General features: G+C 73.8%; 23 protein-coding genes. 19 read left to right on the top strand and 4 right to left on the bottom strand.

The window, feature by feature from the left end; genetic code table 11:
- Position 1: 1 nt before the first annotated feature.
- Together AB0H75_RS24090 and AB0H75_RS24085 are read left to right on the top strand one after the other, a co-directional pair.
- The gene (locus AB0H75_RS24090) at positions 2-1,012 is read left to right on the top strand and encodes an NAD(P)H-dependent glycerol-3-phosphate dehydrogenase (protein ID WP_367799593.1); all 1,011 of its coding nucleotides are present in this window, start codon (positions 2-4) and stop codon (positions 1,010-1,012) included.
- Positions 1,013-1,086: 74 nt separating this feature from the next.
- Entirely contained in the window at positions 1,087-2,184 is a 1,098-nt protein-coding gene (locus AB0H75_RS24085; RefSeq protein WP_367799591.1) for a D-alanine--D-alanine ligase family protein, read from the top strand.
- A 3-nt stretch (positions 2,185-2,187) separates the two neighbouring features.
- Here the strand turns inward: AB0H75_RS24085 and AB0H75_RS24080 are convergent, their stop codons facing one another.
- The gene (locus AB0H75_RS24080; protein WP_367799589.1) at positions 2,188-2,610 is read right to left on the bottom strand and encodes a DUF3515 domain-containing protein; all 423 of its coding nucleotides are present in this window, start codon (positions 2,608-2,610) and stop codon (positions 2,188-2,190) included.
- 43 nt (positions 2,611-2,653) lie between these two features.
- Positions 2,654-2,887 (bottom strand): Lrp/AsnC family transcriptional regulator, encoded by a 234-nt coding sequence (locus AB0H75_RS24075; RefSeq protein ID WP_367799587.1) that lies wholly within the window; start codon positions 2,885-2,887, stop codon positions 2,654-2,656.
- 47 nt (positions 2,888-2,934) lie between these two features.
- Between AB0H75_RS24075 and AB0H75_RS24070 the strand changes: the two genes are divergently transcribed.
- The 3 genes from AB0H75_RS24070 to thiD all read left to right on the top strand — a co-directional run bounded on the left by AB0H75_RS24070 (position 2,935) and on the right by thiD (position 6,709).
- Complete coding sequence (locus tag AB0H75_RS24070) at positions 2,935-3,903, top strand: thiamine-phosphate kinase (protein ID WP_367799585.1); 969 nt, start codon at positions 2,935-2,937, stop codon at positions 3,901-3,903.
- A gap of 269 nt (positions 3,904-4,172) precedes the next feature.
- A complete protein-coding gene (locus AB0H75_RS24065; RefSeq protein ID WP_367799583.1) occupies positions 4,173-5,879 on the top strand; it encodes a hypothetical protein in 1,707 nt (568 codons plus the stop codon).
- A gap of 26 nt (positions 5,880-5,905) precedes the next feature.
- Positions 5,906-6,709, top strand: a complete 804-nt coding sequence (gene thiD, locus AB0H75_RS24060; protein WP_367799581.1) for a bifunctional hydroxymethylpyrimidine kinase/phosphomethylpyrimidine kinase — start codon at positions 5,906-5,908, stop codon at positions 6,707-6,709.
- Between the two features lie 165 nt (positions 6,710-6,874).
- Here thiD and rpmB read toward each other — a convergent pair whose 3' ends face one another.
- The gene (gene rpmB / locus AB0H75_RS24055; protein WP_043618345.1) at positions 6,875-7,060 is read right to left on the bottom strand and encodes a 50S ribosomal protein L28; all 186 of its coding nucleotides are present in this window, start codon (positions 7,058-7,060) and stop codon (positions 6,875-6,877) included.
- A 210-nt stretch (positions 7,061-7,270) separates the two neighbouring features.
- Here rpmB and AB0H75_RS24050 point away from each other — a divergent pair, with 210 nt between their 5' ends.
- The 8 genes from AB0H75_RS24050 to mutM all read left to right on the top strand — a co-directional run bounded on the left by AB0H75_RS24050 (position 7,271) and on the right by mutM (position 15,283).
- On the top strand, positions 7,271-8,818 hold the full coding sequence (locus tag AB0H75_RS24050; RefSeq protein WP_367799578.1) for a DAK2 domain-containing protein: 1,548 nt from the start codon (positions 7,271-7,273) through the stop codon (positions 8,816-8,818).
- Positions 8,819-8,884: 66 nt separating this feature from the next.
- Positions 8,885-11,071 carry an ATP-dependent DNA helicase RecG gene (gene recG, locus AB0H75_RS24045; RefSeq protein WP_367799576.1) on the top strand — a complete coding sequence of 729 codons (2,187 nt, stop codon included), beginning with the start codon at positions 8,885-8,887 and terminating at the stop codon, positions 11,069-11,071.
- A gap of 289 nt (positions 11,072-11,360) precedes the next feature.
- On the top strand, positions 11,361-11,930 hold the full coding sequence (rsmD, locus tag AB0H75_RS24040) for a 16S rRNA (guanine(966)-N(2))-methyltransferase RsmD (RefSeq protein ID WP_367799574.1): 570 nt from the start codon (positions 11,361-11,363) through the stop codon (positions 11,928-11,930).
- 14 nt (positions 11,931-11,944) lie between these two features.
- Positions 11,945-12,421 carry a pantetheine-phosphate adenylyltransferase gene (gene coaD / locus AB0H75_RS24035; protein ID WP_367799572.1) on the top strand — a complete coding sequence of 159 codons (477 nt, stop codon included), beginning with the start codon at positions 11,945-11,947 and terminating at the stop codon, positions 12,419-12,421.
- 54 nt (positions 12,422-12,475) lie between these two features.
- Positions 12,476-13,045: a DUF177 domain-containing protein gene (locus AB0H75_RS24030; protein ID WP_367799570.1), complete on the top strand. Its 570-nt coding sequence runs from the start codon at positions 12,476-12,478 to the stop codon at positions 13,043-13,045.
- Between the two features lies 1 nt (position 13,046).
- Positions 13,047-13,226, top strand: coding sequence for a 50S ribosomal protein L32 (gene rpmF, locus AB0H75_RS24025; protein ID WP_033409409.1), 180 nt, complete (start codon positions 13,047-13,049; stop codon positions 13,224-13,226).
- A gap of 311 nt (positions 13,227-13,537) precedes the next feature.
- Positions 13,538-14,272 (top strand): ribonuclease III, encoded by a 735-nt coding sequence (gene rnc / locus AB0H75_RS24020; protein WP_367799730.1) that lies wholly within the window; start codon positions 13,538-13,540, stop codon positions 14,270-14,272.
- A gap of 150 nt (positions 14,273-14,422) precedes the next feature.
- Positions 14,423-15,283 (top strand): bifunctional DNA-formamidopyrimidine glycosylase/DNA-(apurinic or apyrimidinic site) lyase, encoded by an 861-nt coding sequence (gene mutM / locus AB0H75_RS24015; protein ID WP_367799567.1) that lies wholly within the window; start codon positions 14,423-14,425, stop codon positions 15,281-15,283.
- Here mutM and AB0H75_RS24010 read toward each other — a convergent pair.
- The gene (locus AB0H75_RS24010) at positions 15,216-16,382 is read right to left on the bottom strand and encodes an MFS transporter (protein WP_367799565.1); all 1,167 of its coding nucleotides are present in this window, start codon (positions 16,380-16,382) and stop codon (positions 15,216-15,218) included. The genes mutM and AB0H75_RS24010 overlap by 68 nt on opposite strands.
- Positions 16,383-16,475: 93 nt before the next feature.
- Here AB0H75_RS24010 and AB0H75_RS24005 point away from each other — a divergent pair, with 93 nt between their 5' ends.
- The 6 genes from AB0H75_RS24005 (at position 16,476) to AB0H75_RS23980 (ending at position 25,126) form a co-directional block, all read left to right on the top strand.
- On the top strand, positions 16,476-17,390 hold the full coding sequence (locus tag AB0H75_RS24005; protein ID WP_367799563.1) for a LysR family transcriptional regulator: 915 nt from the start codon (positions 16,476-16,478) through the stop codon (positions 17,388-17,390).
- Positions 17,391-17,421: 31 nt separating this feature from the next.
- The gene (locus tag AB0H75_RS24000; protein WP_367799561.1) at positions 17,422-17,697 is read left to right on the top strand and encodes an acylphosphatase; all 276 of its coding nucleotides are present in this window, start codon (positions 17,422-17,424) and stop codon (positions 17,695-17,697) included.
- A gap of 191 nt (positions 17,698-17,888) precedes the next feature.
- Positions 17,889-18,086 carry a hypothetical protein gene (locus AB0H75_RS23995; RefSeq protein ID WP_367799559.1) on the top strand — a complete coding sequence of 66 codons (198 nt, stop codon included), beginning with the start codon at positions 17,889-17,891 and terminating at the stop codon, positions 18,084-18,086.
- Positions 18,087-18,228: 142 nt separating this feature from the next.
- Complete coding sequence (smc, locus tag AB0H75_RS23990) at positions 18,229-21,957, top strand: chromosome segregation protein SMC (RefSeq protein WP_367799557.1); 3,729 nt, start codon at positions 18,229-18,231, stop codon at positions 21,955-21,957.
- A 53-nt stretch (positions 21,958-22,010) separates the two neighbouring features.
- The gene (gene ftsY / locus AB0H75_RS23985) at positions 22,011-23,186 is read left to right on the top strand and encodes a signal recognition particle-docking protein FtsY (RefSeq protein ID WP_367799555.1); all 1,176 of its coding nucleotides are present in this window, start codon (positions 22,011-22,013) and stop codon (positions 23,184-23,186) included.
- 263 nt (positions 23,187-23,449) lie between these two features.
- On the top strand, positions 23,450-25,126 hold the full coding sequence (locus AB0H75_RS23980) for a tetratricopeptide repeat protein (RefSeq protein ID WP_367799553.1): 1,677 nt from the start codon (positions 23,450-23,452) through the stop codon (positions 25,124-25,126).
- The last annotated feature ends 2 nt before the right edge of the window (positions 25,127-25,128 follow it).

Below are 25,128 nucleotides of genomic sequence, written 5' to 3'. Positions count from 1 at the left end.
CATGACGAAGGTGGCCGTGTTCGGAGCGGGCTCGTGGGGCACCACGTTCGCGATGCTCCTGGCCGAGGCGGGCGGCGAGGTCACGCTCTGGGGGCGCAGGCCCGAGCAGATGGAGGCGATCGAGCGCACCCACGTCAACGCCGACTACCTGCCCGGCATCCCGTTGCCCGCCTCGCTGCGCGCCACGACCGACCCCGAGCGGGCGCTGAAGGGCGCCGAGTTCGTGGTGCTGGCCGTGCCCTCGCAGCACCTGCGGCCCAACCTGGCCGCCTGGCGCGAGCACATCGCGCCGGGCGCGGTCCTGGTCAGCCTCATGAAGGGCATCGAGCTGGGCACCACCAAGCGCATGAGCGAGGTGATCCGCGAGGTCGCCGAGGTGCCGGAGGAGCGGGTGGCCGTCGTCTCCGGGCCCAACCTGGCCCAGGAGATCGCCCAGCGCCAGCCCGCCGCCACCGTCGTGGCCTGCACCGACGAGTCCGTCGCCGAGAAGCTGCAGGCCATCTGCCACCTGCCGCCGTGGTTCCGGCCCTACACCAACCCCGACGTGGTGGGCGTCGAGCTGGGCGGCGCCGTCAAGAACGTCATCGCGCTGGCCGTCGGCGTCTCGGCGGGCATGGGCATGGGCGACAACGTCAGCGCCATGCTCATCACCCGCGGGCTGGCCGAGATGCAGCGGCTCGGCGCGGCGCTCGGGGCCGACCCGCACACCTTCGCCGGGCTGGCCGGCATGGGCGACCTGGTGGCCACCTGCACCTCGCCGCTGTCGCGCAACCGCACCTTCGGCGAGAACCTCGGGCGCGGCATGACGCTGGCCGAGGTGGTCGCCGCCACCAAGCAGACGGCCGAGGGCGTCAAGTCCTGCGAGTCGGTGCTGGCCCTGGCCAGGAAGCACGACGTGGAGATGCCGATCACGGAGGTCGTGGTCGGCGTGGTCCACGACGGCATGTCGCCGGCCGAGGCGGGCATGCTGCTGATGTCGCGCTCGCCCAAGCCGGAGCGGTACGGCGTGTAGGGCATGACGGGCTGGCACGCCGTCCCGCGTGCTTGGCTCGCTGCGCGGGGGACACCCCGGTAGATTCGGACACCATGAGCAAGCCACGCGTCGCCGTCGTTTTCGGGGGTCGCAATTCCGAGCACGCCGTGTCCCTGATGGGGGCGGGCAGCGTGCTGGATGTGATCGACAGGAGCAAGTACGAGGTGATCCCGATCGGGATCGCCCAGGACGGCAGGTGGGTGCTCGCCGCGTCCGACCAGCGGTTCGCCATCGAGGAGGGCGAGCTGCCGGTGGTCGACACCTCCGGCGCCGCCCTCGCGCTGCCCTCCGGCGGCGGCTCCCTGGTCGCCTACGACCCCGGCGCCATCCCCGTCGAGCTCGGCTCGGTGGACGTGGTCTTCCCGGTGATGCACGGGCCCTTCGCCGAGGACGGCACCATCCAGGGCCTGCTGGAGATGGCCGGCGTGCGCTACGTCGGCTCCGGCGTGCTGGCCAGCGCCGTCGGCATGGACAAGGCGCACATGAAGACCGTGATGGCCGCCGCCGGGCTGCCGACCGGCAGGTTCGTGACCGTCCGCGACCGCGACTGGCGGCTCAACCGCGAGCTGGTGCTGAAGGAGGCCGAGGAGCAGCTCGGCTACCCGGTCTTCGTCAAGCCCGCCAGGGCCGGCTCCTCCCAGGGCATCTCCAAGGCGCACGACCGGGCGCGGCTGGAGGAGGCCGTGGAGTTCGCCCGGCAGCACGACCCCAAGGTGCTCATCGAGGCCGCCATCGCCGGCCGCGAGATCGAGTGCGCGGTGCTGGAGTCGCCCGGCGACGAGCCGGCCGCCGCGTCGCTGCCCGGCGAGGTCAGGGTCGAGGGCGGGCAGGAGTTCTTCGACTTCGAGGCCAAGTACTACCCCGACCAGATGTCGCTGACCGTGCCCGCCGACATCCCCGCGGAGACGGCCGGGGAGCTGCGGGCGATGGCGGTGCGCGCGTTCGAGGCGCTCGACTGCGAGGGCCTGGCGCGGGTCGACTTCTTCTACACGCCCGAGGGCAGGCTGGTCCTCAACGAGATCAACACCATGCCGGGCTTCACCTCGCTGTCGGTGGCGCCGCAGCTCTGGGCGGCCACCGGGGTGCCGTACGCGGAGCTGGTGGAACGGCTCATCCAGCTCGCGCTCAACCGGCCGGCCGGGCTGCGGTGACCGCTACCCGGCCATCCGCCCGACCGGGCCCGACAGCTCCGCGAGCACGTCGCCGGGCGTGTGCCCGCCGCCGACCGTGACCTCCACGTACGCGGCGTCGGTCACGGCGGTGAACAGCGCGGGCTTGCCGGGGTCGGGGAACCAGCCCACGCCGTTGATCTCCTGGAGCTGGTCGGTCGGCGCCATGCGGGCGGGCCGGGGCACGCCGCAGCGCAGCGCGACGGCCCCCTCGCCCCAGACGGCCACGTACGGCGACGGCGGCTCGGACGTGCCACGCTCGGCCCCGTCCAGCGAGCGGGGCAACACCGTGGCGAGCTTGTCGCAGGCGGCGACCGCCGGGCCCTGGGGCACCGGCGGCTCCACCTGGACGGTGCCACCGCACCCGGCGAGCGCGAGGAGAACGAGCAGGACGGCGGCGGCACGCATGCGACGACTACCTCTGACTATGGACGACCCAGCCGTGAACGGCTCAGATATGGACGATCGGACACGTCAGCGTACGCGTGATCCCCTCCACCGCCTGAATCTGGGCCACGACGAGCTTGCCCAGCTCGTCCACATTGTGGGCCTCCGCGCGAACGATCACGTCGTACGGCCCCGTCACGTCCTCCGCCTGCGTCACGCCGGGGATCCCGGAGATCTCACCGGCCACGGCGGCGGCCTTGCCGACCTCGGTCTGAATAAGGATGTAGGCCTGCACCATCACGTCCTCCCGGGCGATTGGATCACGCCGAAGGGCCACCGTACCCTGTGTGCGTCAGGAGGTGCGTCATCACAGTCGGAGAACTCGGCGAATTCGGCGTGGTAAATCGTATTACCGGTCGTCTGCCCCAGAGTGCGGCGGTCATGCTGGGGCCGGGTGACGACGCCGCGCTGGTCGCCGCCCCCGACGGGCGGGTCGTGGTCACCACCGACCTCCTGCTGGAGGGCAGGCACTTCCGGCGCGACTGGTCCGGCCCGTACGACGTGGGCCGCAAGGCCGCCGCCCAGAACCTCGCCGACGTGGCCGCCATGGGCGCCGCGCCCACCGCGCTCGTGATCGGCCTCGGCATCCCCGCCGACCTGCCCCTGACCTGGCTGGACGAGCTGACCGACGGCTTCCGCGAGGAGTGCGAGGCGGCCGGGGCGAGCGTGGCGGGGGGCGACGTCACCCGGTGCGACCTGGTGGTGCTGGGCGTGACCGCGCTGGGCGACCTCGGCGGGCGGGCGCCGGTCCGGCGCGACGGCGCCCGGCCGGGGCAGGTCGTGGCGGTGACCGGGCGGCTCGGGCACGCGGCGGCCGGATGGGCGCTGCTGGAGGCCGGTGTGACGGCGGGCTCGCCGGTGCTGGAGCGGGCGGTCGCGGCGCACCGGCGGCCCCGGCCGCCGTACGAGGAGGGGCCGCGCGCCGCCGAGCTGGGCGCGAGCGCCATGCTCGACGTGAGCGACGGGCTGCTGCAGGACCTCGGGCACGTCGCGGCGGCGAGCGGGGTGCGCGTCGAGCTGGATCCGCAGGCGTTCGAGGTGGGCGAGCCGGTGGCGGCGGCGGCCAAGGAGCTGGGGGCCGATCCGCTGGAGTGGGTGCTCACGGGTGGCGAGGATCACGCGCTCGCGGCGGTCTTCCCGGCCGGGACGCGGCTGCCGGAGGCGTGGCGGGTCGTCGGGCGGGTGGTCGAGGGCGAGGGCGTCCTGGTGTACGGCCGCGAGATGGGGCCCGGCGGATGGGATCACTTTCGGTAGTGACGTGTCCCAATTTTTGGGATATTTTCCCGGTTTGGGGTATGACTAGTGGGATTGCTGTGACAAGGGCGTAGCAAAGGTGTTATGAAGATTGGCGGCCACTGTACCCGGAAGAAAGGGCAGCCATGGGCCGCCACGGCACAGGTGGATCCGACGACGGGGAAGAACGGGGGAGCAGCAGCGCATTCTGGGGTCCTGACGAGCAGGCCGAGCCGCCGGGCTGGCCGTCGCTGCCGGACCGGCCCGAGGTCACGGGGCAATGGGCCCCGATGCCGCGCCGCGAGAGCGAGCCGCCACCGGGCGGGCCGCGGCCCGAGCCGTTCGAGACCACCGGAGCCTTCGCGCTGCCCACCGACTCCGCCGGAGGCCCGCCACCGGCCGGCGGCTCCGCGAGCACCTTCCCGCCGCCGCCCGCGCCCTACGGCGAGCAGGCCCGCCCGTTCGAGGTGACGGGCGCCTTCGCCCGCCCGGCCGACTGGGACGCCCCTTCCGGCGCCCCGGGTGACCGGGCCCCAGGCGACCGGGCTCCCGGTGACCGGGCTCCGGGCGACCGGGCCCCGGGCGGCTCCGGCCCGTTCAACGGGCCCGCCACCGGCGACTTCGAGGTCCCGGGCGCCCCCCAGGACATCCCCGGTCGCGGCACCGGCCCCTTCGACCGCCCGTCCGGCCCCTTCGACCAGGCCCCCGGCCGGCCCACCGGCCCGTTCGACCGGCCTGCGGACCCCTTCGGCCAGCAGGCTGGCAGGTCCACCGGGCCCTTCGACCAGCCGGGCGGGCCTTTCGGGCAGCCCGGGGGTCACCCCGGCCAGCCGGCCGGTCCCTTCGAGCGGCCCGGCCGCGGGGAGGGTTTCTTCGGCGAGCCGGACCCCTTCGACGGGCCCGCCGACCGTACGGCCAGGTTCGACGCGCCCCCCGCGGGCCCGCCGATGCCGGGCGACATCAAGGTGGCCGGCGAGCCGACGGCCGTCCAGGCCCCGGCATGGGCCGAGGCCGAGACCGGTTTCCTGGACTCCGGCTGGTCCGCCGACTCCGGCCTGGACGAGCCGGACGAGCCCAAAGGCCGCCGCGGCCGCCGCAGGGCCGGCCGGGACGGCGGGAACGGCGGCGACGGTGACGACGGCCTCCTGGCCGGCCCGCCGCCGGGCGACGGCAAGGGCGGCGGCAAGGGCAAGATGGCGCTGCTGTCCGTGGCGGCCGTGGCCGTGGTCCTCGGCGGCACGGTGGCCGGCGTCAAGCTGATGGGCTCCGGCGACCCCGCCAAGTGCGAGGGCGCGACCTGCGCGGCCGTGCAGAAGAGCCCCAACCAGCCCGGTCCCGCCGTCTCGGACCCGGCGGCCGAGGAGACGGAGCCGGACCCGGCGGAGGAGGAGCCGACCCCGGACGAGGAGAAGAGCACGGCCTCCGAGCGGCCGACGCCCACCGCCTCGTACGTCGCCCGCGCCCCGCGCCGCACCCCCTCGCCCACGCCGAAGCCCACGAAGACCAGGGTGAAGGCGTCCGCGCAGCCGACCCGGCCGCCGGCGGAGGAGCCGGAGCCCGTCGAGGAGAGCGACACGCTCACCCCCAACCCCAACGTCTCGTCGCCCGCAGGCGGCGGCGCCACGGCCACCTCCGAGCCGGTTCCCGAGGACACCGGCGGCGGCCAGGGGCCGTTCGGGCAGAGCGGCGGCAGCGCCGGCGGCTCGGTGAACGTCCGGCAGACGATCAGGCAGCGCGCCGGCGGCTACTCGGCCAGCCTCATGGTCGCCAACACCTCCGAGCGCACGCTCGACGAGCCCACGGTCTCGGTGCCGGTCGAGGGCCGCGTGCTCAGCGTCAGCGGTGCCGACTGGACGCAGGACGGCGACCTGCTGATCCTGGACGTGCGCACGTCCCTGGCGGCCGGTGGCAGGGCCAAGGTCTCCTTCACCGCCACCGGCAGGGGCGAGCAGGCCGAGACCTGCGGCATGGTCAGCGGGGAGTGCTCAGTGGCCTGAACGGGCCGTACGGCATGGATGATTGGATGGGGGACATGACGGCTTCGACCCCTCCACGCGTGCTCACCGTCGCCGGCTCCGACTCCGGGGGCGGCGCCGGCATCCAGGCCGACCTGAAGACCATGATGGCCATGGGCGTCCACGGCATGAGCGTCATCGCGGCGGTGACCGCGCAGAACTCGCTCGGCGTCCAGGGCTACTGGGAGCTGCCGCCCGAGGCCGTGCGGGCGCAGCTCGACTCGGTGCTCGGCGACATCGGCGCCCAGGCGGTCAAGACCGGGATGCTGGCCTCGCCCGCCCTGGTCGAGGTGGTCGCCGACGCCCTGGGCGGCTACGGGGCACCGGTCGTGGTCGATCCGGTCGGGGTGTCCAAGCACGGCGACCCGCTGCTCGCGCCCGAGGCCGTCGAGACGATCCGCACCCGGCTGCTGCCGGTGGCGACCGTGGCCACGCCGAACCTGTGGGAGGTGGAGCAGCTCACCTCGGTCAAGGTCGAGGACGAGGACGACCTGCGCCGCGCCGCGGACGCTGTCCTGGAGCTGGGCCCGAGATGGGCGCTGATCAAGGGCGGCCACCTGCCGGGCGCGCCGGTGGACCTGCTGACGGACGGCACGAGCGAGCACCGCTTCACCGGCGAGCGCCACGACAACCGCCACACCCACGGCACGGGCTGCACCCTGGCCTCCGCCATCGCCTCCCGCCTCGCGCTGGGCGACGAGGTGCCGGCGGCGGTGCGGGCGGCCAAGGAGTACGTGACGGGCGCCATCGCCCGCGGCTTCCCGCTGGGCGCGGGCATCGGCCCGGTGGACCACGCCTGGCGCCTGCGCTGAGCGCCCGGCGGGGCACCCGCCGAGCGCACGCCGAGCATCCGCCGAGCGCACGCCGAGCATCCGACGAGCGCACGCCGAGCATCCGCCGAGCGCCCGGCGGAGCGCATGACGAAGGCCCGCTGCTCCCCGTCAGGGGAGGCGGGCCTTCGTCGTACGCGCGGGAACCTAGCGGGTGACCTTGCCCGCCTTGATGCACGAGGTGCACACGTTCAGCTTCTTCGGCGTGCCGCCGACGACCGCGCGCACCGTCTGGATGTTGGGGTTCCAACGACGGCGGGTGCGGCGGTGGGAGTGGGACACGTTGTTACCGAAGGTCGGCCCCTTGCGGCAGACATCGCAGACGGAAGCCACGGTATCGCTCCTTAAAACAGTCGATGTAGCCCTGTCCGCTGATGCTTACCGGGCGGAGGGCATGCCGGGACAACCGGCCAGCCAGACGAGAATATCCGATCCACACCGTTGGGCGCGAACTGGAGCACTGGCCGGAGCGCTCACTCGGCCCCGGCACGGAGATATTCTCCTTCGACAACAGTAGCGCACCTGGGAGGTCTGAGAGCGCGGATGAAGATCCTCGACCCGCCCGCGGTGCGCCGCTGGGTGCGGCTGGCCGCCGACGCCCTCGGCCGCGCCAGGACGGAGATCGACGCGCTCAACGTGTTCCCGGTGGCCGACGGCGACACCGGCACCAACCTGCACCTGACCCTGCTGTCCGCGGCCGAGGCCGTCGAGTCCCTGCCCGACGAGGTGGACGTGGCCGTGGTGTGGCAGACCCTCTCGTACGGCGCCCTGGTCGGCGCGCGCGGCAACTCCGGCGTGATCGTCAGCCAGGCCCTGCGCGGCCTGGCCGAGGTGCTGAAGGACGGCCACGACCTGCGGGCCGCGCTGCACCGGGCCGCCGTGCTGGCCAGGGAGGCGGTGGCCCGGCCGGTGGACGGCACGGTGCTGAGCGTGCTGGAGTCCGCCGCGCGGGCCGTCCAGGGGCTGGAGGCCGACCCGCGCGAGGTGGCCAGGCGGGCGGCGGGCGAGGCCCGCGCGGCGCTGGGGCGCACCCCGTCCCAGCTCGACGTGCTGGCCCGCAGCGGCGTCGTGGACGCGGGCGGCGCCGGGGCGGCGATCGTGCTGGAGACCCTGGCCGCGGTGGTCACCGGCTCCTACGACGGCCACTACGAGGTGCCCGCCCCGGCCGCCCGCCTCGCGCCCATGACCGAGGCCGGGGCGGGCTACGAGGTGATGTACCTGCTGGACGCCGACGACGACGGGGCCGTGGCGCGGCTGCGCGCCGAGCTGGACGCCATGGGCGACTCGCTCGTCGTGGTCGGCGGCGACGGGCTGTGGAACGTGCACGTCCACGTGCCGGAGGCCGGTCCGGCCGTCGAGGCCGGGCTGCGGGCGGGGCGGCCGCACCGCATCAGGATCACGTACCTGGCCGAGCGCGTCCACCGCGCCGGGGCGGGCCGCGGCGTGGTGGCGGTCGCCGCGGGCGACGGGATCGCCGCGCTGTTCGAGGAGTGCGGGGCCGTCGTGGTGCGCCGCGAGCCGGGCGGCCGGCCGGCCCTGCCCGCCCTGCTGGCGGCGATCCGGCAGGCCGGCGGCGAGGTCGCGGTCCTGCCCAACGACGAGGACGCCGGCGCCGTGGCCGCCGCGGCGGCGGAGATCGCCCGCCAGGACGGGCTGGTGGTCAGCGTGCTGCCGACGCGGGCGAGCGTCCAGGGCCTGGCGGCGCTGGCCGTGCACGACCCGCTGCGCCGCTTCGACGACGACGTGGTGGCGATGGCGGACGCGGCCGGCCAGACCCGCTACGGCCACGTGACGGTGGCCGACGGGGAGGCGTTCACCAGCGCCGGGGTGTGCCGGCCCGGCGACGTGCTGGGCCTCATCGAGGGCGACGTGGCGGTGATCGGCGGTTCGCTGGAGGGGGTGGCCGCGCTGGTGGTGGACCGGATGGTGGCCGGCGGCGGCGAGCTGGTCACCCTGGTGACCGGCGCGGCGGCCCCGCCGGGGCTGGCCGGCGGCCTGGCGGCCCACCTGCGGGCCACCCGGCCGGACGTGGACCTGGTGGTCTACGAGGGCGGCCAGGACGGCCACCCGCTGCTGATCGGCGTCGAGTGACGCGCCGGGGCGCCGGCCGGGGGATCAGGGGATTCCTGTCGGCGGCAGGCGGTACAACTTAATGCCGTGAGCCGTTTCGACGAGCCTCTGACGAAGGCGCTCGACCCGAAGACCGCCAAGCTGCTGCACAGCGTGCTCGGCCTGGAGACGGTCGGCGACCTGCTGCGCCACTACCCGCGCCGCTACGCCGAGCGGGGCGAGCTGACCTCGCTCGACGCCTTGGAGGTCGACGAGCACGTCACGGTGGCGGGCGAGGTGACCCGGCTCATGCGCAAGCCGATGCGCAACCGCGGCGGCACCTGGCTGGAGGTCGAGGTCGTCGACGGCACCGGCAACAAGATCTACCTGTCGTTCTTCGGCAAGGGCTCGCATGCGGCCGAGTCGCGGCTCAAGCCGGGGCGGCGCGGCATGTTCGCCGGCAAGGTCGGGCTGTTCGGGGCGCGGGCCCGGCCGCGCTGGCAGCTCGCGCACCCGGAGTTCGAGCTGTTCGAGGAGGACGACGAGGGCGGCGCCGCGGAGTTCGCCACCGCGCCGGTGCCGATCTACCCGGCGGGCAAGGACGTCACGCCGTGGGCCATCAGGCGCGCGATCGGCGTCGTGCTCGACACGCTCGGCCCGCTCGACGACCCGCTCCCCGCCGACCTGCGGGTGCGCCACAAGTTGCAGCCGCTGGGCGAGGCGCTGGAGGCCATCCACCGGCCCAAGGACTTCGCCGAGGTGGGGCGGGCGCGGCAGCGGCTGAAGTTCGACGAGGCGTTCGTGCTCCAGTCCGTGCTGCTGCAGCGCCGCCAGGCGGCCACGGCCTGGCCCGCCCGGCCCCGGCCGCGCCGCGACGACGGCCTGCTGGCCGACTTCGACGGGCGGCTGCCGTTCGCGCTGACCGAGGGGCAGGCCGCGGTGGGCGAGGAGATCGCCGCCGACCTCGCGCGCGAGCACCCGATGCACCGCCTGCTGCAGGGCGAGGTCGGCGCGGGCAAGACCGTGGTGGCGCTGCGCGCGATGCTCCAGGTGGTCGACGCGGGGGGCCAGGCCGCGCTGCTCGCCCCGACCGAGGTGCTGGCCCAGCAGCACCACCGCTCGATCACCACCATGCTGGGCGACCTCGCGCAGGGCGGCATGTTCGGCGGCACGGCGGTCACGCTGCTGACCGGCTCGATGGGCGCCGCCGCCCGGCGCGTGGCCCTGCTCGACGCGGCCTCAGGCAACGCCGGCATCGTGGTCGGCACGCACGCGCTGCTGCAGGAGCACGTACAGTTCGCCGACCTGGGGCTGGTGGTGGTCGACGAGCAGCACCGCTTCGGCGTCGAGCAGCGCGACGCGCTGCGCGAGAAGGCCGGCGACACCCGGCCGCACGTGCTGGTGATGACCGCCACGCCGATCCCGCGCACGGTCGCCATGACGGTCTTCGGCGACCTGGAGGTCTCCACGCTGTCGCAGCTCCCGTCCGGCCGCGCGCCCATCACCACGCACGTCGTGCCGGCCGCCGAGAAGCCCCACTACCTGGACCGCACCTGGGAGCGGGTGCGGGAGGAGGTGGCGCTGGGCCGGCAGGCCTACATCGTGTGCCCGCGCATCGGCGACCTGGAGGGCGACGAGGGCGACCTGCAGGTGGTGGCGGCCACGGGCGACGACGACCGCCGCCCGCCGCTGGCCGTGCTCGACGTGGCCGAGCTGCTGACCCAGGGCCCCTTCCACGACCTGCGGGTGGGGGTCCTGCACGGCAAGCTGCCGCCGGAGGAGAAGGACGCGGTCATGCGCTCGTTCTCGCGCGGCGAGCTCGACGTGCTCATCGCCACCACGGTCATCGAGGTCGGCGTGGACGTCCCCAACAGCTCCGTCATGATCATCATGGACGCCGACCGCTTCGGCGTCTCCCAGCTCCACCAGCTCCGCGGCCGCGTGGGCCGGGGCGGCCTGCCGGGCCTGTGCCTGCTGGTCTCCGACTTCCCCGAGGGCACCCCGGCGCGGGCCCGCCTCGACGCGGTCGCCGCCACCCTCGACGGCTTCGAGCTGTCCCGGGTCGACCTGGAGCAGCGCCGCGAGGGTGACGTCCTGGGCGCGGCGCAGTCCGGCAAGCGCTCGTCGCTGAAGCTGCTGCAGCTCCTGCGCGACGAGGACGTGATCGCCGCGGCCCGCGAGGAGGCCGCCGCGCTCCTGGCCACCGATCCCGACCTGTCCGGCCACCCGTTCCTGCGTGCCGAGATCGAGCGCCTGCTGCAGGACGAGCGCGCCGAATACCTGGAGAAGACCTGAGGCCGGCGGCACGGCGGCACGGCACGCCGTGAGCGGAACATCGGAGCCCCCGCCGGGGACGGCCTCCCCCCGAATGCCGTCCCCGGCTGGGCCCACCCTCGGGTCAGGTGCCGAGGGAACCGGCGTGCGGAAGGGCTCACGATCACGCCGGTCGGCCTTCATGTGGGTCACCTTGAAGGCCGCGGATTCATCATGCGTGCCCCCGGTCGCGAAACCAATGACCCTTGCTCGAACGAGGCCGACACTTGTCCACTCTTGACCTGGGGGAACATGCGAAAGAATGGGGCACATGACTCGGATCATCGCGGGGAGCGCGGGTGGCAGGCGGCTGGCGGTGCCGCCGGGGCGCGGCACCAGGCCGACCAGTGACAGGGCCAGGGAAGGGATCTTCTTGACGCTCGACTCCCTGTACGGCCTGCGCGAGGCCCGCCTCCTCGACCTGTACGCCGGCTCGGGCGCGATCGGCCTGGAGGCGCTCTCGCGCGGCGCGGCCGAGGCGGTGCTGGTCGAGTCCGATCCGAAGGCGGTCAGGACGATCAGGGAGAACGTGCGCTCGCTGGGCCTGGCGGGGGCGCGCGTGGTCGCCGACAAGGTCGGGCGGGCGCTGGCCGGGCCGCCGGAGGGCGGGCCGTTCGACATCGTCTTCGCCGACCCGCCGTACGCGGTGCCCGACGCCGAGGTGACGGCGGTGCTGGAGCTGCTGCGCGACAACGGCTGGCTGGCCGATGAGGCTTTGGTGGCGTTCGAGCGGGAAAGCAGGGGAAAAGCACTGGTGTGGCCGGAAGGGTACGTTGAGGAGAGGGTCCGTCGCTATGGCGAAGCGTCCGTTTGGTACGGTCGCGCCGCCGGGAACCCGTAGACCTGGGAGGCGTCTTGCGCCGCGTAGTCTGCCCGGGGTCGTTCGACCCCATCACCAATGGCCACCTCGACATCATCGGCCGTTCGGCCCGCCTGTACGACGAGGTGACGGTGGCCGTGCTCATCAACGTCGAGAAAAGCAGCCTGTTCACGGTCGACGAACGCATCGACATCCTGCAGACCGTGACCAAGCAGTTCGCCAACGTCAAGGTCAGGAAGTTCCACGGCCTGCTGGTGGACTTCTGCAAGCAGAACGACATCCCCGCCATCGTCAAGGGCATCCGGGTGGTCAGCGACTTCGACTACGAGTTGCAGATGGCCCAGCTCAACTACCGCCTGTCGGGCGTCGAGACGCTGTTCATGCCGACCAACCCCGAGTACTCGTTCCTGTCCTCCAGCCGCGTGAAGGAGATCGCCCGGTATGGTGGAGATGTGTCGGGCCTCGTGCCCGATCTCGTGCACAAGCTGCTCGTCGAGCGGCTCAGGGGCTGAGCTCGACCTGCTATCCTTTCATTTCGGCCTTGTACGACGGCGATCGTTTTCGCCATGCCTAGCGAGATCAGGATGACTCAGCACCTCGACCCCCGCTCCCCGTGGGTGATCTCCACTCATGACCTGGGCAAGCGGCCGGGCACGATGCGGCAGATGACCCTGACGCTCCCGGCACCGGCTGACCTCGGCGTCGACATGATCGGAGTCCCCAAAGACTCCGAAGTCGAGCTGGACCTCCGGCTCGAAGCAGTGATGGAAGGCGTGCTCGTGTCCGGCACGGCGCGCGCCCCGCTCGCGGGGGAGTGCGCCCGCTGCCTCGACCCCGTGTCCTCGGACATCGAGGTCGACCTGCAGGAGCTCTACTTCTACTCCGACGAGGACGCCTCGGAGGAGGATTCACTGCTCGACGGCGAGCTGCTCGACCTCGAGCCGGTGTTCCGCGACGCGGTGGTGCTCGCACTGCCGCTGAGCCCCGTGTGCCGCGAGGACTGCGAGGGGCTCTGCACGGAGTGCGGGGTCAAGCTGGCCGAGGCCGGCGACGACCACCGGCACGAGAAGATCGACGCCCGCTGGGCGTCGTTGCAAGGTCTGATTACCGACAAAGATAACGATCAGGAGAAGTGACGTGGCCGTCCCGAAGCGAAAGATGTCGCGGAGCAACACCCGCGCCCGTCGCTCCCAGTGGAAGACGACTGCCGTCGCCCTGGTGAGCTGCCCGCAGTGCCGTTCGCCGAAGCAGCCGCACATCGCGTGCCCCACCTGCGGCACCTACAACCGCCGTCAGGTCATCGAGCCGTCCGCCTGATCCGCCGGCACCACTCGATCTGCCGATTGGACCGCCGCCCCCTCCGTGTGCTTGGTTGGAAGGCGTGGCGGCAGTCACATCGCAGGTCTCTCGTCAGCAGTTGACGTGATGCCGGCCGGGTGCCATTGTGCCTCGGTCGGCGTTACCGTCTTAGATGCGTGCGGCGGCGGTTCGCCCGCGGCCGTGGTGGACGCCGGGGCTAACGCGTTACCCCGACGCCCACCACGTTTTCGGGCATCTTCCGCAGTCGGCGCGCCATCGCCAATGGAAGATGTCCGAGGAGGAAACAGGTGGGCGCAGGTCCTAAGCCGGTGGCCGTCGAGGTCGCCGGGGACGAGCTGGAGCGGGTTCTGTCGGTCGGTCTCGACCTCGACATCCTGGAACGGGCGCTGACGCACCGCTCGTACGCGTACGAGAACGGCGGCCTGCCGACCAACGAGCGCCTGGAGTTCCTGGGCGACTCGGTGCTCGGCCTGGTCGTCACCGACACGCTCTACCGCAACCACCCCGACCTGCCCGAGGGCCAGCTGGCCAAGCTGCGGGCGGCCGTGGTCAACATGCGCGCGCTGGCCGACGTGGCCCGCAACCTCGGGCTGGGCCGGTTCCTGCGGCTCGGCCGCGGCGAGGAGGGCACCGGCGGGCGCGACAAGTCGTCGATCCTGGCCGACACGCTGGAGGCCCTGATCGGCGCGATCTACGTCGACAAGGGGCTCGACGAGGCGTTCCGGGTCGTGCACCTGCTGTTCGACCCGCTGATCGTGCGCTCGGCGTCGCTGGGCGCCGGGCTCGACTGGAAGACCTCGTTGCAGGAGCTGACCGCCTCCGAGGCGCTCGGGGTGCCCGAATACCACGTCGAGGAGAGCGGCCCCGACCACGCCAAGTCGTTCACGGCGATGGTGCGGGTGGGCGGCGAGTCGTACGGGTCGGGCACCGGGCGCAGCAAGAAGGAGGCCGAGCAGCAGGCGGCCGAGGCGGCGTGGACCCGCATCCGGGCCCGCCGCGAGGAGCGGGAGAAGCAGCGCGAGAGCCAGCCCGCCGCGGGCTGAGCCCGCTTATGGGCGCGCGGGCTGAGCCCGCCTATGGGCGCGCGGGCTGATCCCGCGCACGGGCGCGCGGGCTGATCCCGCGCACACGGGCACGCCGGCGAACGGGTTCGCCGATCGGGTGTGCCCGCCTGGACAGGGGGGCGAGGTCCAATGCCGGAGTTGCCGGAGGTCGAGGTCGTCAGGCGCGGCCTCGCGCAGTGGGTCACCGGCCGGGAGATCGCCGCGGCCGAGGTGCTGCACCCGCGCGCCGTCAGGCGGCACGTGCCGGGCGCCGACGAGTTCGCCGCGCGGCTGAAGGGCCGCACGCTGCTGTCGGCCGAGCGCCGCGGCAAGTACCTGTGGCTGCCGCTGTCGGGGGCCGAGGAGTCGCTGCTGGCGCACCTGGGGATGAGCGGCCAGCTCCTGGTCGTGGACCCGCAGGCGCCGCCGGAGCGGCACCTGCGGGTCCGCCTGCGCTTCGAGGACGGCGGCCCCGACCTGCGCTTCGTCGATCAGCGCACGTTCGGCCACGTCATGCTCACCGCCCTGGCGGGCGGGGTGCCCGAGCCCATCGCGCACATCGCGCCGGACCCGTTCGAGGCGGCCTTCGACGACGACGAGTTCGCCCGGCGGCTGCGGGCCAGGCGCACCGAGGTCAAGCGGGCCCTGCTGGACCAGTCGCTGATCAGCGGCGTCGGCAACATCTACGCCGACGAGGCGCTGTGGATCGCCCGGCTGCACTGGGCCCGCCCGACGCAGACGCTCACCCGGCCCAAGATCGCCGAGCTGCTGGCCGGGGTCCGTGCGGTCATGAGCGCCGCGCTGCGGCAGGGCGGCACGTCGTTCGACAGCCTGTACGTCAACGTCAACGGCGAGAGCGGCTACTTCGAGCGCTCGCTGGAGGTGTACGGCCGGCGCGACCTGCCCTGCTCCCGCTGCGGCACGGCGATCAGGCGGGAGGCGTTCATGAACCGCTCGTCCTACTCCTGCCCCACGTGCCAGCAGCGGCCACGGCCGCGGCCAGCAGGCTGAGCACGCAGGCCGGCCACATCGCGGCGGTCACCGACACCTCGTCCGTCACCCGGCCGCCCACCAGGGAGCCGAGCGCGATGGAGACGTTGAACGCGCTCACGAACAGCGCCGTCCCCCACTCGCCGCCGCCCGACCGCATGATCCACAGTTGCAGGGCCACGCCGACGCCGCCGTAGCCCAGGCCCCACAGGACGAGCGCCGCGAGCGGCAGGCCGGTGAGCGACAGGGCCGCCGTGCCCAGGGCGATGAGCAGCGCCAGGACCACGAGGACGGCGCCGGGGCTCCTGGCCGCGCGGGCTCCGGCGGCGAAGTTGCCGAGGACGCCGGCGGCGCCGTACGCGAGGAGGGCGACGCCGACGAGGCCGGGACCGGCCTGCGCGACCTGTTCCAGGAACGGCCGGACGTAGGTGTAGGCGGCGAAGTGCCCGGCGATGATGAGCACGGTCAGCACGAGGACCAGCGCGAGCGGCCCGGACAGCCGCGGGCCGCGACCGGCCGGGCGCGCGGCGGCCTCGCCGGGCAGGGGCGGCAGCGTGGTGGCCAGCAGCGCGAGCACGGCCAGGGCCAGCACGCCCATCGCGGCGAAGGCCGCCCGCCACCCCGCGTACGAGGAGACGAACGTCGCCGCCGGCACCCCCAGCACCGACGCCACCGACACCCCGCCCAGGATGATCGAGGTGGCCCGGCCGACGTGCCGCTCGGGCGCCAGCCGCGCTCCCAGCCCCGCCGCGAACGCCCAGAACCCGCCGATGCTCACCCCGGTCACCACCCGGGCCGCCAGCATCACCGCCAGCCCGGGCGCCAGCGCCGCCGCCAGGTCGGCGAGCGCCAGCAACGCCATCAGGGCGAGCAACAGGATCCGCCGATCGGCCCGGCGCGCGGCCACGGCGAGCAGCGGCGCGCAGACGGCGGCGACCAGCCCGGGGGCGGACATCGTCAGGCCCGCCGTCCCGGGGCTCACCCCCAGGTCCGAGGCGATCGAGGTCAGCAGCCCGACGGGGAGCATCTCGCTGGTCACCAGCGTGAAGGTGCCGAGGGCGAGCACGGACACGGCGAGCCACCGCGCCCGTGACAGAGTGGGGACAAGGGTTTCCGTCATGCCCTCCAGCCTTCTTCCGACCGCCCGGCGGGAACAACGGCGAACCGTGAAGGCTTGGTTCAGTCAGGCTGAACGATCGCGCGGAGGCATGGGATGGACTTCCGGGAGCTGGAGTGCTTCGTGGTGCTGAGCGAGGAGCTGCACTTCGCCCGCACGGCCGATCGGCTCTACCTGTCGCCGGCCCGGGTCAGCCAGCTCCTGCGCTCGCTGGAGAGCAGGATCGGCGGCAGGCTGTTCGACCGGACGAGCCGCCGCGTCCGCCTCACCCCGCTCGGCGAGCGCTTCCTGACCGACCTGAGGCCCGCCTACGACGGGCTGAGGGGCGCGGTGAGCCGCGCCAGGGCCGCCGCGCGGGAGGTGGCGGGGACGCTGCGGGTGGGCTTCCTGGCGACGCCCACCGACGCCGTCACGGCCAGCGTCCGGGCCTTCGAGCGCGGCCATCCCGGTTGCGCCACCGAGCTGGTCGAGATCCCGATGTCCGACCCCTTCGGCAAGCTGCGGGCGGGCCAGGTGGACGTGGCCTTCACCCTGCTGCCCGTGGAGGAGCCCGACCTGGCCACCGGGCCGGCGCTGAACCGGGTCTCCCACCGGCTCGGCGTGTCCGTGGGCCATCCGCTGGCGGGCCGGCCCGGCATCGGGGCGGAGGAGCTGGCCGGCGTCCCGCTGATCGGGTTCGAGGGGCCCGCGCCGCGGTGGTGGAAGGAGCGGACGGCACCCTCCGTGACCCCTTGCGGACGTCCGATACCCCGGGCGGGGGCGGTCGCGACCGCGCAGGAGGGCTTGACTCAGGTGGCGCTGGGGCGGGGCGGCATGTTGTTCTGCACCCCCACCGCGGAGCATCACCGGCGGCCCGACGTAAGCTTCGTGCCGGTCAGCGGGCTGCCTCCGTCGATCCTGGGCCTGACCTGGGTGAGGGCGGCGGAGACCGCCGTGGTCAGGGCGTTCGTGGAGGCGGCGGGCCGGGAGGCGGCGGCTCGGGAGGCGTCAGGGGCGGCCCTGGTGGCCTGATCGGCGAGGGCGGGGAAAGATGTCGGAAAATTTGGATAACGCCAGGTTGACGGCCTGGGTCCGGGGAAAGGTCCAGGGTGTCGGCTTCCGGTGGTGGACCCGCGCCAGGGCGCTGGAGCTGGGTCTCGTAGGATGGGCGCGCAACACCGATGACGGCCGGGTCGAGGTCGTCGCCGAGGGCCCGCGCGCCGGCTGCGTCAAGCTGCTGGAGCTGCTCAGAGGTTGCGACACGCCGGGCAGGGTCGATGGAGTAGTGGAACGATGGAGTGAACCCCGAGGTAGTTTGGGTGGTTTTGTGGAGAGGTAGCCGCTTTCGTTAAACCGCCCAAATAGGGTATAGTTGTATGTCGGGAGTGCCCATCAGTAGGACGCAGCGGTCTGTTCGACTTGACCGCCCACACTGCCGGTGCGACTCTTGTTAGGTACCACGCGCACCCCTCCCGCGGAATAAGAAGTGCGCGAACCAGTCTGGTCACTCAGCGTGGAGGACCCTTTACCATGGCGAAGGCTCTACTCGGCCACGTCGGCGGTCCTGACCCTCGTATGGTCTCGGAGATGCGCCGCCTACAGCAGCGAATCCGTGACTTGGAGGCAGAACTCATCCGACTTCAGGCCACCAATGACGCTCTTGCGGCGCAAACCCGCGACGAGGCGGCGCTAAGCCGCATGCAGGAGCGCGAGCCGGCACTCACCTGAGAGTGATCGGAGCGCAGGACCCAGGGACGTCTCGGAGAGGCGTCCCTTGCTATTTGCCCTCTTCCCACCCGGCGCGGACTGCGCCGGGTGGCCGGGACCAGTAGGCTTTCCCGAGGTCCGGTCAGGGAGAAGGGGGTCGCGCTTGTATCTGAAGACCCTCACCCTGCGCGGCTTCAAGTCCTTCGCCTCCGCCACCGCCCTGCGCTTCGAGCCCGGCATCACCTGCGTGGTCGGCCCCAACGGCTCCGGCAAGTCCAACGTCGTCGACGCCCTCGCCTGGGTCATGGGCGAGCACAGCGCCAAGTCGCTGCGCGGCGGCAAGATGGAGGACGTCATCTTCGCCGGCACCTCCTCCCGGCCCCCGCTCGGGCGCGCCGAGGTGACGCTGACCATCGACAACTCCGACGGCGCCCTGCCGATCGACTACACCGAGGTCACCATCAGCCGGCTGATGTTCCGGTCGGGGCAGAGCGAATACGCCATCAACGGCGACACCTGCCGCCTGCTGGACATCCAGGAGCTGCTGTCCGACTCGGGCATCGGCCGCGAGATGCACGTCATCGTCGGCCAGGGCCAGCTCGACGCCGTGCTGCACGCGGGCCCCGAGGACCGCCGCGCCTTCATCGAGGAGGCCGCGGGCGTGCTCAAGCACCGCAAGCGCAAGGAGAAGGCGCTGCGCAAGCTGGACGCCATGCAGGCCAACCTGACCCGCGTCCAAGACCTCGCCACCGAGCTGCGCCGCCAGCTCAAGCCCCTCGGCCGGCAGGCCGAGATCGCCCGCAAGGCCGCCGTCATCCAGGCCGACCTGCGCGACGCCCGGCTGCGGCTGCTCGCCGACGACGTCGGCACGCTGCGCGCCACGCTGGAGCGCGAGGCCGCCGACGAGGCCGCGATCATGGCCAGGCGGGCCCAGGTGGAGGCCGAGCTGGCCGAGGCCCAGCAGCGCGAGGGCGCGCTGGAGGCCGCCGAGGCCGAGGCCCAGCCGCGCCTGGCGGCCGCCCAGGAGACCTACTTCCGCCTCTCCTCGCTGCGCGAGCGCATCACCGGCCTGGAGCAGCTCGCCGCCGAACGCCACCGCCACGCGCTCGACGCCGCCGCCATCGAGCGGCGCGGCCGCGACCCCGAAGACCTCGAACGCGAGGCGGCCGAGGTGCGCGAGCGCGAGCTGGTGCTCAAGGCCCAGCTGGAGCAGGCGCGCGAGCTGCTGGAGGAGGCCGTCCGGGCACGCGCCGGCCGCGAGGCCGAGCTGAGCGCCGAGGAGCGGCGGCTGTCCCTGGCCGCGCGGGCCGCCGCCGACCGCCGCGAGGGCCTGGCCCGGCTGCGCGGCCAGGTCGACTCCGTACGCAGCCGCGCCCGCGCCGCCGAGGAGGAGATCGGCCGGCTCCAGCAGGCCGTGGCCGACGCCGCCGAGCGCGCGCGGCAGGCCGGCGAGGAGCTGGAGGCGCGGCGGCTGGAGGAGCCCGCGGCCGATCCCGCGCTGGCCGAGGAGCTGGCGGCGGCGCAGGCCCTGGTCGAGGAGGCCAGGGCGGTCGCCGACGCGGCCAGGACGGCGGCGGAGGAGGCCAGCTCCGCCCTCGACGGGCCGCGTGCGGCGCTCCAGGCCGCCCGCTCGGCGGTCGCCACCGCGCGGGCCGCCGACCAGGAGGCGCAGCGCTCCGTGGCCGCGCTGGCCGCCCGGCGCGACGCGCTGGAGCTGGGCCTGGCCAAGGGCGACGGCGGCGCGGCGCTGCTGGAGGCCGACCTGGCCGGGGTGCTCGGCCCGCTGGCCGCCGCCCTGCGGGTCACCCCGGGCGCCGAGGCGGCGGTCGCCGCCGTGCTCGGCCCGGTCGCCGAGGCGATCGCCGTCCAGGGCCTCGACACGGCCGTGGAGGCCCTGGGCCTGCTGCGCGAGCGCGGCTCCGGCCAAGCGACCCTCCTGGTCGCCAACGGCACGCAGGGTGCCAACGGCGCGAACGACGCCAACGGCGCGAACGGCGCCAACGGCGCCAACGGCGCGGTGCGGGAAGCCGCGCCCCGAGGGGGGCGGTGGGTGGCCGAGCTGGTCGCCGTGCCCGGGGAGCTGCGGCCCGCGCTCGACCATGTCCTGCGCGACGTCGTCGTCGTCGACGACCTGGAGGCGGCGCGGGCGCTGGTCGAGCGGCACCCGCACCTCAGGGCCGTCACGGCAGCGGGAGACGTCGTGGGCGCCCGGCTAGCCAGCGGCGGGGCCGAGGGCGGCACGTCCGTGCTCCAGGTCAGGGCCGCCTTCGACGAGGCCGGGAAGGACCTGGAGGAGGCGCGGGCCAGGGCCGCGGAGACCGCGGTGGCCCTGGAGGAGGCCGTCGCCCGGGAGCAGCACGCCCAGGCCGCCCTGGAGGCCGCGCAGGCCCGGGCCGGCGAGGCCCAGAGCGCCGCCGGCGCCGCCCAGGCCGGCGTGAGCGCCGCCCAGGGCACCCTCGACCAGGTCAGGGGCCGCCAGCGCGAGGCCGACCAGCGCGTGGCCGCCGCCGCCCGGCGGCTGGCCCAGCTCGAAGCCGCCGCCGGCGCCGCCCGCGCCGAGGCCGAGCGCCTGTCCGCGAGCGTGGCCAGGGCCGAGGAGGCCCGCGCCGAGGGCTTGGAGGAGCTGGCCGAGCTGGAGATCCGCCTGGCCGAGGCCGAATACGCCCAGGAGCTGGAGTCCGAGCCCACCACCGACCTGCGCGACGAGCTGGCGGGCGCCTGCGAGGCGGCCCGGCAGCGCGAGATGGAGACCCGCCTCCAGGTGCGCACCGCCGAAGAGCGCGTCAAGGGCATCGACGGCCGCGCCGACGCCCTGCTGCGGGCCGCCCGCCGCGAGCGCGAGGAGCGCGCCCAGGCGGCCGCGCAGCGCGCCCGGCGGCGGCGCCAGGCGGCGCTGGCCGAGGCGGTCAGCAAGGGCGCCAGGCAGGTGCTCCAGAGGCTCGCGGCCTCCGTCGAGCTCGCCGCGCGGGAGCGCGACGAGGCCGACCTCGCCAGGGTCGCGGTGGACGCCGAGCTGAAGCAGGTGCGCCTGCGGGTGCGCGAGCTGGGCCAGGAGCTCGACCGGCTGGTCAACCGGGTGCACGGCAGCGAGATGGCCCGCACCGAGCAGCGCCTGCGGCTGGAGCAGCTGGAGCAGCGGGCGCTGGAGGAGTTCGGCGTCGAGACCGAGGCGCTGGTCGCCGAGTACGGCCCCGACGTCCCGGTCCCCGGCGAGCCGCCCGTCCCGTACGTCCGGGAGGAGCAGGAGAAGCGGGCCAGGGCCGCCGAGCGGCAGATGAACCAGCTCGGCAAGGTCAACCCGCTCGCGCTGGAGGAGTTCGCGGCGCTGGAGGAGCGGCACGCGTTCCTGACCTCGCAGCTCGAAGACCTGAAGAAGACCCGGCGCGACCTGCTGACCGTGGTCAAGGAGGTCGACGACCGGGTGGAGCAGATGTTCGCCTCCGCCTACGAGGACGTCGCCCGCGAGTTCGAGCAGATCTTCACCCGGGTCTTCCCCGGCGGTGAGGGCCGCCTGGTGCTGACCGACCCGGCCGACATGCTGACCACCGGCATCGAGGTCGAGGCCCGGCCGCCGGGCAAGAAGGTCAAGCGGCTGTCGCTGCTGTCGGGCGGCGAGCGCTCGCTGACGGCGGTGGCGTTCCTGATCTCGATCTTCAAGGCGCGGCCGTCGCCGTTCTACGTCATGGACGAGGTCGAGGCGGCCCTCGACGACACCAACACGCAGCGGCTGCTGACGCTCTTCGAGGAGTTGCGGCAGAGCTCGCAGCTCATCGTCATCACCCACAACAAGCGCACGATGGAGATCGCCGACGCGCTCTACGGCGTGTCGATGCGCGGCGACGGGGTCACCCAGGTGGTCAGCCAGCGCCTCAGGGAGCGCGAGTCGGCCTGATCGGTGTGGCCTTGGGCGTGACCATGACAGTCGATCTGGAAAACTGACATCTTGTGGAGAGTTACCTCGGCGTCATCGTGATCGTGGCCGTCGTCGCCCTGCTGGCGGCCGGCGGTCTCTTCCTGCTGTTCAGGCCGGGCCGCAAGGCCCCGCCGGTCAAGCCGCCCGAGACCCTCCCGATCCCGGAGGAGACGGAGAAGCCGCCGGCCGCCGCGGGCGAGGAGCGGGAGGGCGCGACCACCACGCTGCCGCCGCCCGCCCCGCCGGCCGAGCCGATGGTGGTCAAGCCCGCGATCGAGGTGCCGCCGCCGTCCGCGGGCCGGATGGTGCGGCTGCGCTCGCGGCTGGCCCGCTCCCAGAACGCGCTCGGCCGCGGCCTGCTGGAGCTGCTGTCCCGCGACCGGCTCGACGACGAGGTCTGGGACGAGATCGAGGAGAGCCTGATCACCGCCGACGTCGGCGTCGCGCCGACCCAGGTGATGGTCGAGGAGCTGCGCACCCGGGTCAAGGTGCTGGGCAGCCGTACGCCCGCGGAGGTGCGCGCGCTGCTGCGCGAGCAGCTGCTCGCGCAGATCGATCCCGAGCTCGACCGCACCCTGCACGTCCAGAAGCACGGCGAGCGGCCCGCGGTGGTGCTGGTGGTCGGCGTCAACGGCACCGGCAAGACCACCACCACCGGCAAGCTCGCCCGCTCGCTCGTCGGCGACGGCAAGAAGGTCGTGCTCGGCGCGGCCGACACCTTCCGCGCCGCCGCGGCCGACCAGCTCCAGACGTGGGGCGAGCGCGTGGGGGCCGACACCGTGCGCGGTCCCGAGGGCGCCGACCCGGCCTCGGTGGCCTTCGACGCCGTCGCCAGGGGCATGGAGGAGAAGGCCGACGCGGTCATCGTCGACACCGCCGGCCGCCTGCACACCAAGACCGGTCTCATGGACGAGCTGGGCAAGGTCAAGCGGGTCATCGAGAAGAAGGCCACGGTGGACGAGGTGCTGCTCGTCCTCGACGCCACCACGGGCCAGAACGGCATGCGCCAGGCCCGGGTGTTCGCCGAGGTGGTCAACATCACCGGCATCGCGCTGACCAAGCTCGACGGCACCGCCAAGGGCGGCATCGTGATCTCGGTGCAGCGGGAGCTGGGCGTGCCGGTCAAGCTGGTGGGGCTCGGCGAGGGGCCGGACGACCTGGCGCCGTTCGATCCCGAGGTGTTCGTGGACGCCATCCTCGGCGACTGAGGCATTTCGGGCATGCCGTAAACAAGGGTGAAATGGCCCTTACCAGAAAGAATCTTGTTCGGCGACTTTCCGCCGTGCTGACATGTACCGGTCATCAATGATCGTCGCGACAGGCACGCACGCGAAAGGGCGCTCCATGAAGAAGATCGTCGTTCACCGGCCGGGAACCGTGAAGCTCACCGCCGCTGCCGCACCGAGGCACGTCGGCTGAGCCGACCGGGCCGGCGCCTCGCCCGAGGTGCCGGCCGCACGGGGGAGATCACGTGAACACGATCGTCATCGACGCCGACCGCCGCGGTGGCGGGCCGTACACCTTCGCCGCCGCGCTCCTCGGCCGTCTCGTCCCGGAGGCGCTGGAGTCCTGGCCGGGCCTGGTCGCCGCGCACGACATCGAGATCCGGGCGGCGGCGCCGGGCCTGCGCCCGCTCGTGCCGGCCCGCAGGCGTACGCTCGCCGACGAGCTGCCCCGGCCCCAGCGGGTGCTGGTCCCCGGGGCGCGGCGGACGCTCAGGCTGGCCAACGGGCTGGCCGAGTTCGTCCGCGACCACCTGGAGCGGGCGGGCGCGCTCGCGGTCACCGTGACGAACCTGGACGAGGCCGACCCCACCGACGCCGAGCTGGTCGCCGTGCTGCGCCGCCGGCTCGACCCGGGCCTGCTGCGCCTGGAGGAGGGCCCGTCGGCGCCGTCGGCGGGGCCGCTGCCCGAGGACTTCGACCGCTACCGCGACGAGGGCTTCCACCACGCCATGACCGAGTCGGGGCTGGCCAGGCTGCGCGCGACGGCGTACGAGGACGACCCCGCGGGCTGGGAGCGGCTGCTCCAGCGGGTCGCGAACGCCCTGGAGGCGATCGGGCGCGAGGACGAGGCCCGCGAGCTCTACGACGAGGCCCGCCGCCGGGTCACCGACCCCAAGCACCGCGCCACCACGGCCTACGCCACGGCCATGATCCTGGTCCGCCACCACGACCCCGCCCGGCGTGACCCGGAGGAGGCGCTGGCCTGGATCAACGAGGCCGTCACCATCACCTCGCTGCTGCCCGACCCCCGCGAGCGCGCCTTCCACCTGGGTTTCGACCTCAACGGCAAGGCCCTCGTCGAGGTCCGCAGGGGCCGCCCCGCGGCCGCGCTGGAGCTCGTACGGCAGGCCCTCGACCTGGCCGAGACCGTCCTGGCCGGCGAGCACCCGATCCACCGGCTGGTCCTGTACGCCAACCGCGCCCAGCTCCTGGCCCTGACCGGCCGCCCCGAGGAGGCGCTGGCCGACTACGGCCGCGCCGTCGCCGCCGACCCCGGCTACCCCGACTACTACCTCGACCGGGGCAACCTGCTGCACGGGCTCGGCCGCCCGGAGGAGGCGCTGGCCGACTACGAGGCCGTCATGCGGCTGAGCCCGCCCTTCCCCGAGGCGTACTACAACCGCTCCGAGCTGCGCTTCGAGGCGGGCGACCTGGCGGGCGCCCGCGCCGACCTGGACCACACGCTGGAGCTGGACCCGGGCTTCGCCCCCGCCTACGTCAACCGCGCCGGGCTCCACGCGGCGACCGGCGCGTACGACCTGGCCAGGAAGGACGTGGAGGCCGGGCTGGCGGCCGCGCCGGGCGACCCCCACCTGCTGTGCGTGCTCGGCCAGGTCGAGCAGGCCGCGCGGCGCCCTGAGCGGGCCCGGGCCGCCTACGACCGGGCGCTGGAGCTGGACCCGCACCTGGCGCCGGCCTGGGCCGGCCGGGCCGAGCTGGCCTTCGAGCACGGCGACCACGAGGGCGCGCTGGCCGACCTGGACCGCGCGCTCACCGTGGAGGAGAGCGCGGAGCTGCTGTTCAACCGGGCGATGGTGTACCGGGCGGCCGGCCTGCCCGAGCGGGCCCGGCGGGACCTGCTGCGCGCGGCCGAGCTGGCTCCGGGCGACGAGGACGTCGGGCGAGCGCTGACCGAGGCGTGATC

This window comes from Nonomuraea sp. NPDC050783 (assembly GCF_040802095.1).
Classification (GTDB): Bacteria; Actinomycetota; Actinomycetes; order Streptosporangiales; family Streptosporangiaceae; genus Nonomuraea.
The sequence above is the reverse complement of the archived record's forward strand: the minus strand, read 5'-3'. Positions and strand labels throughout refer to the sequence as shown.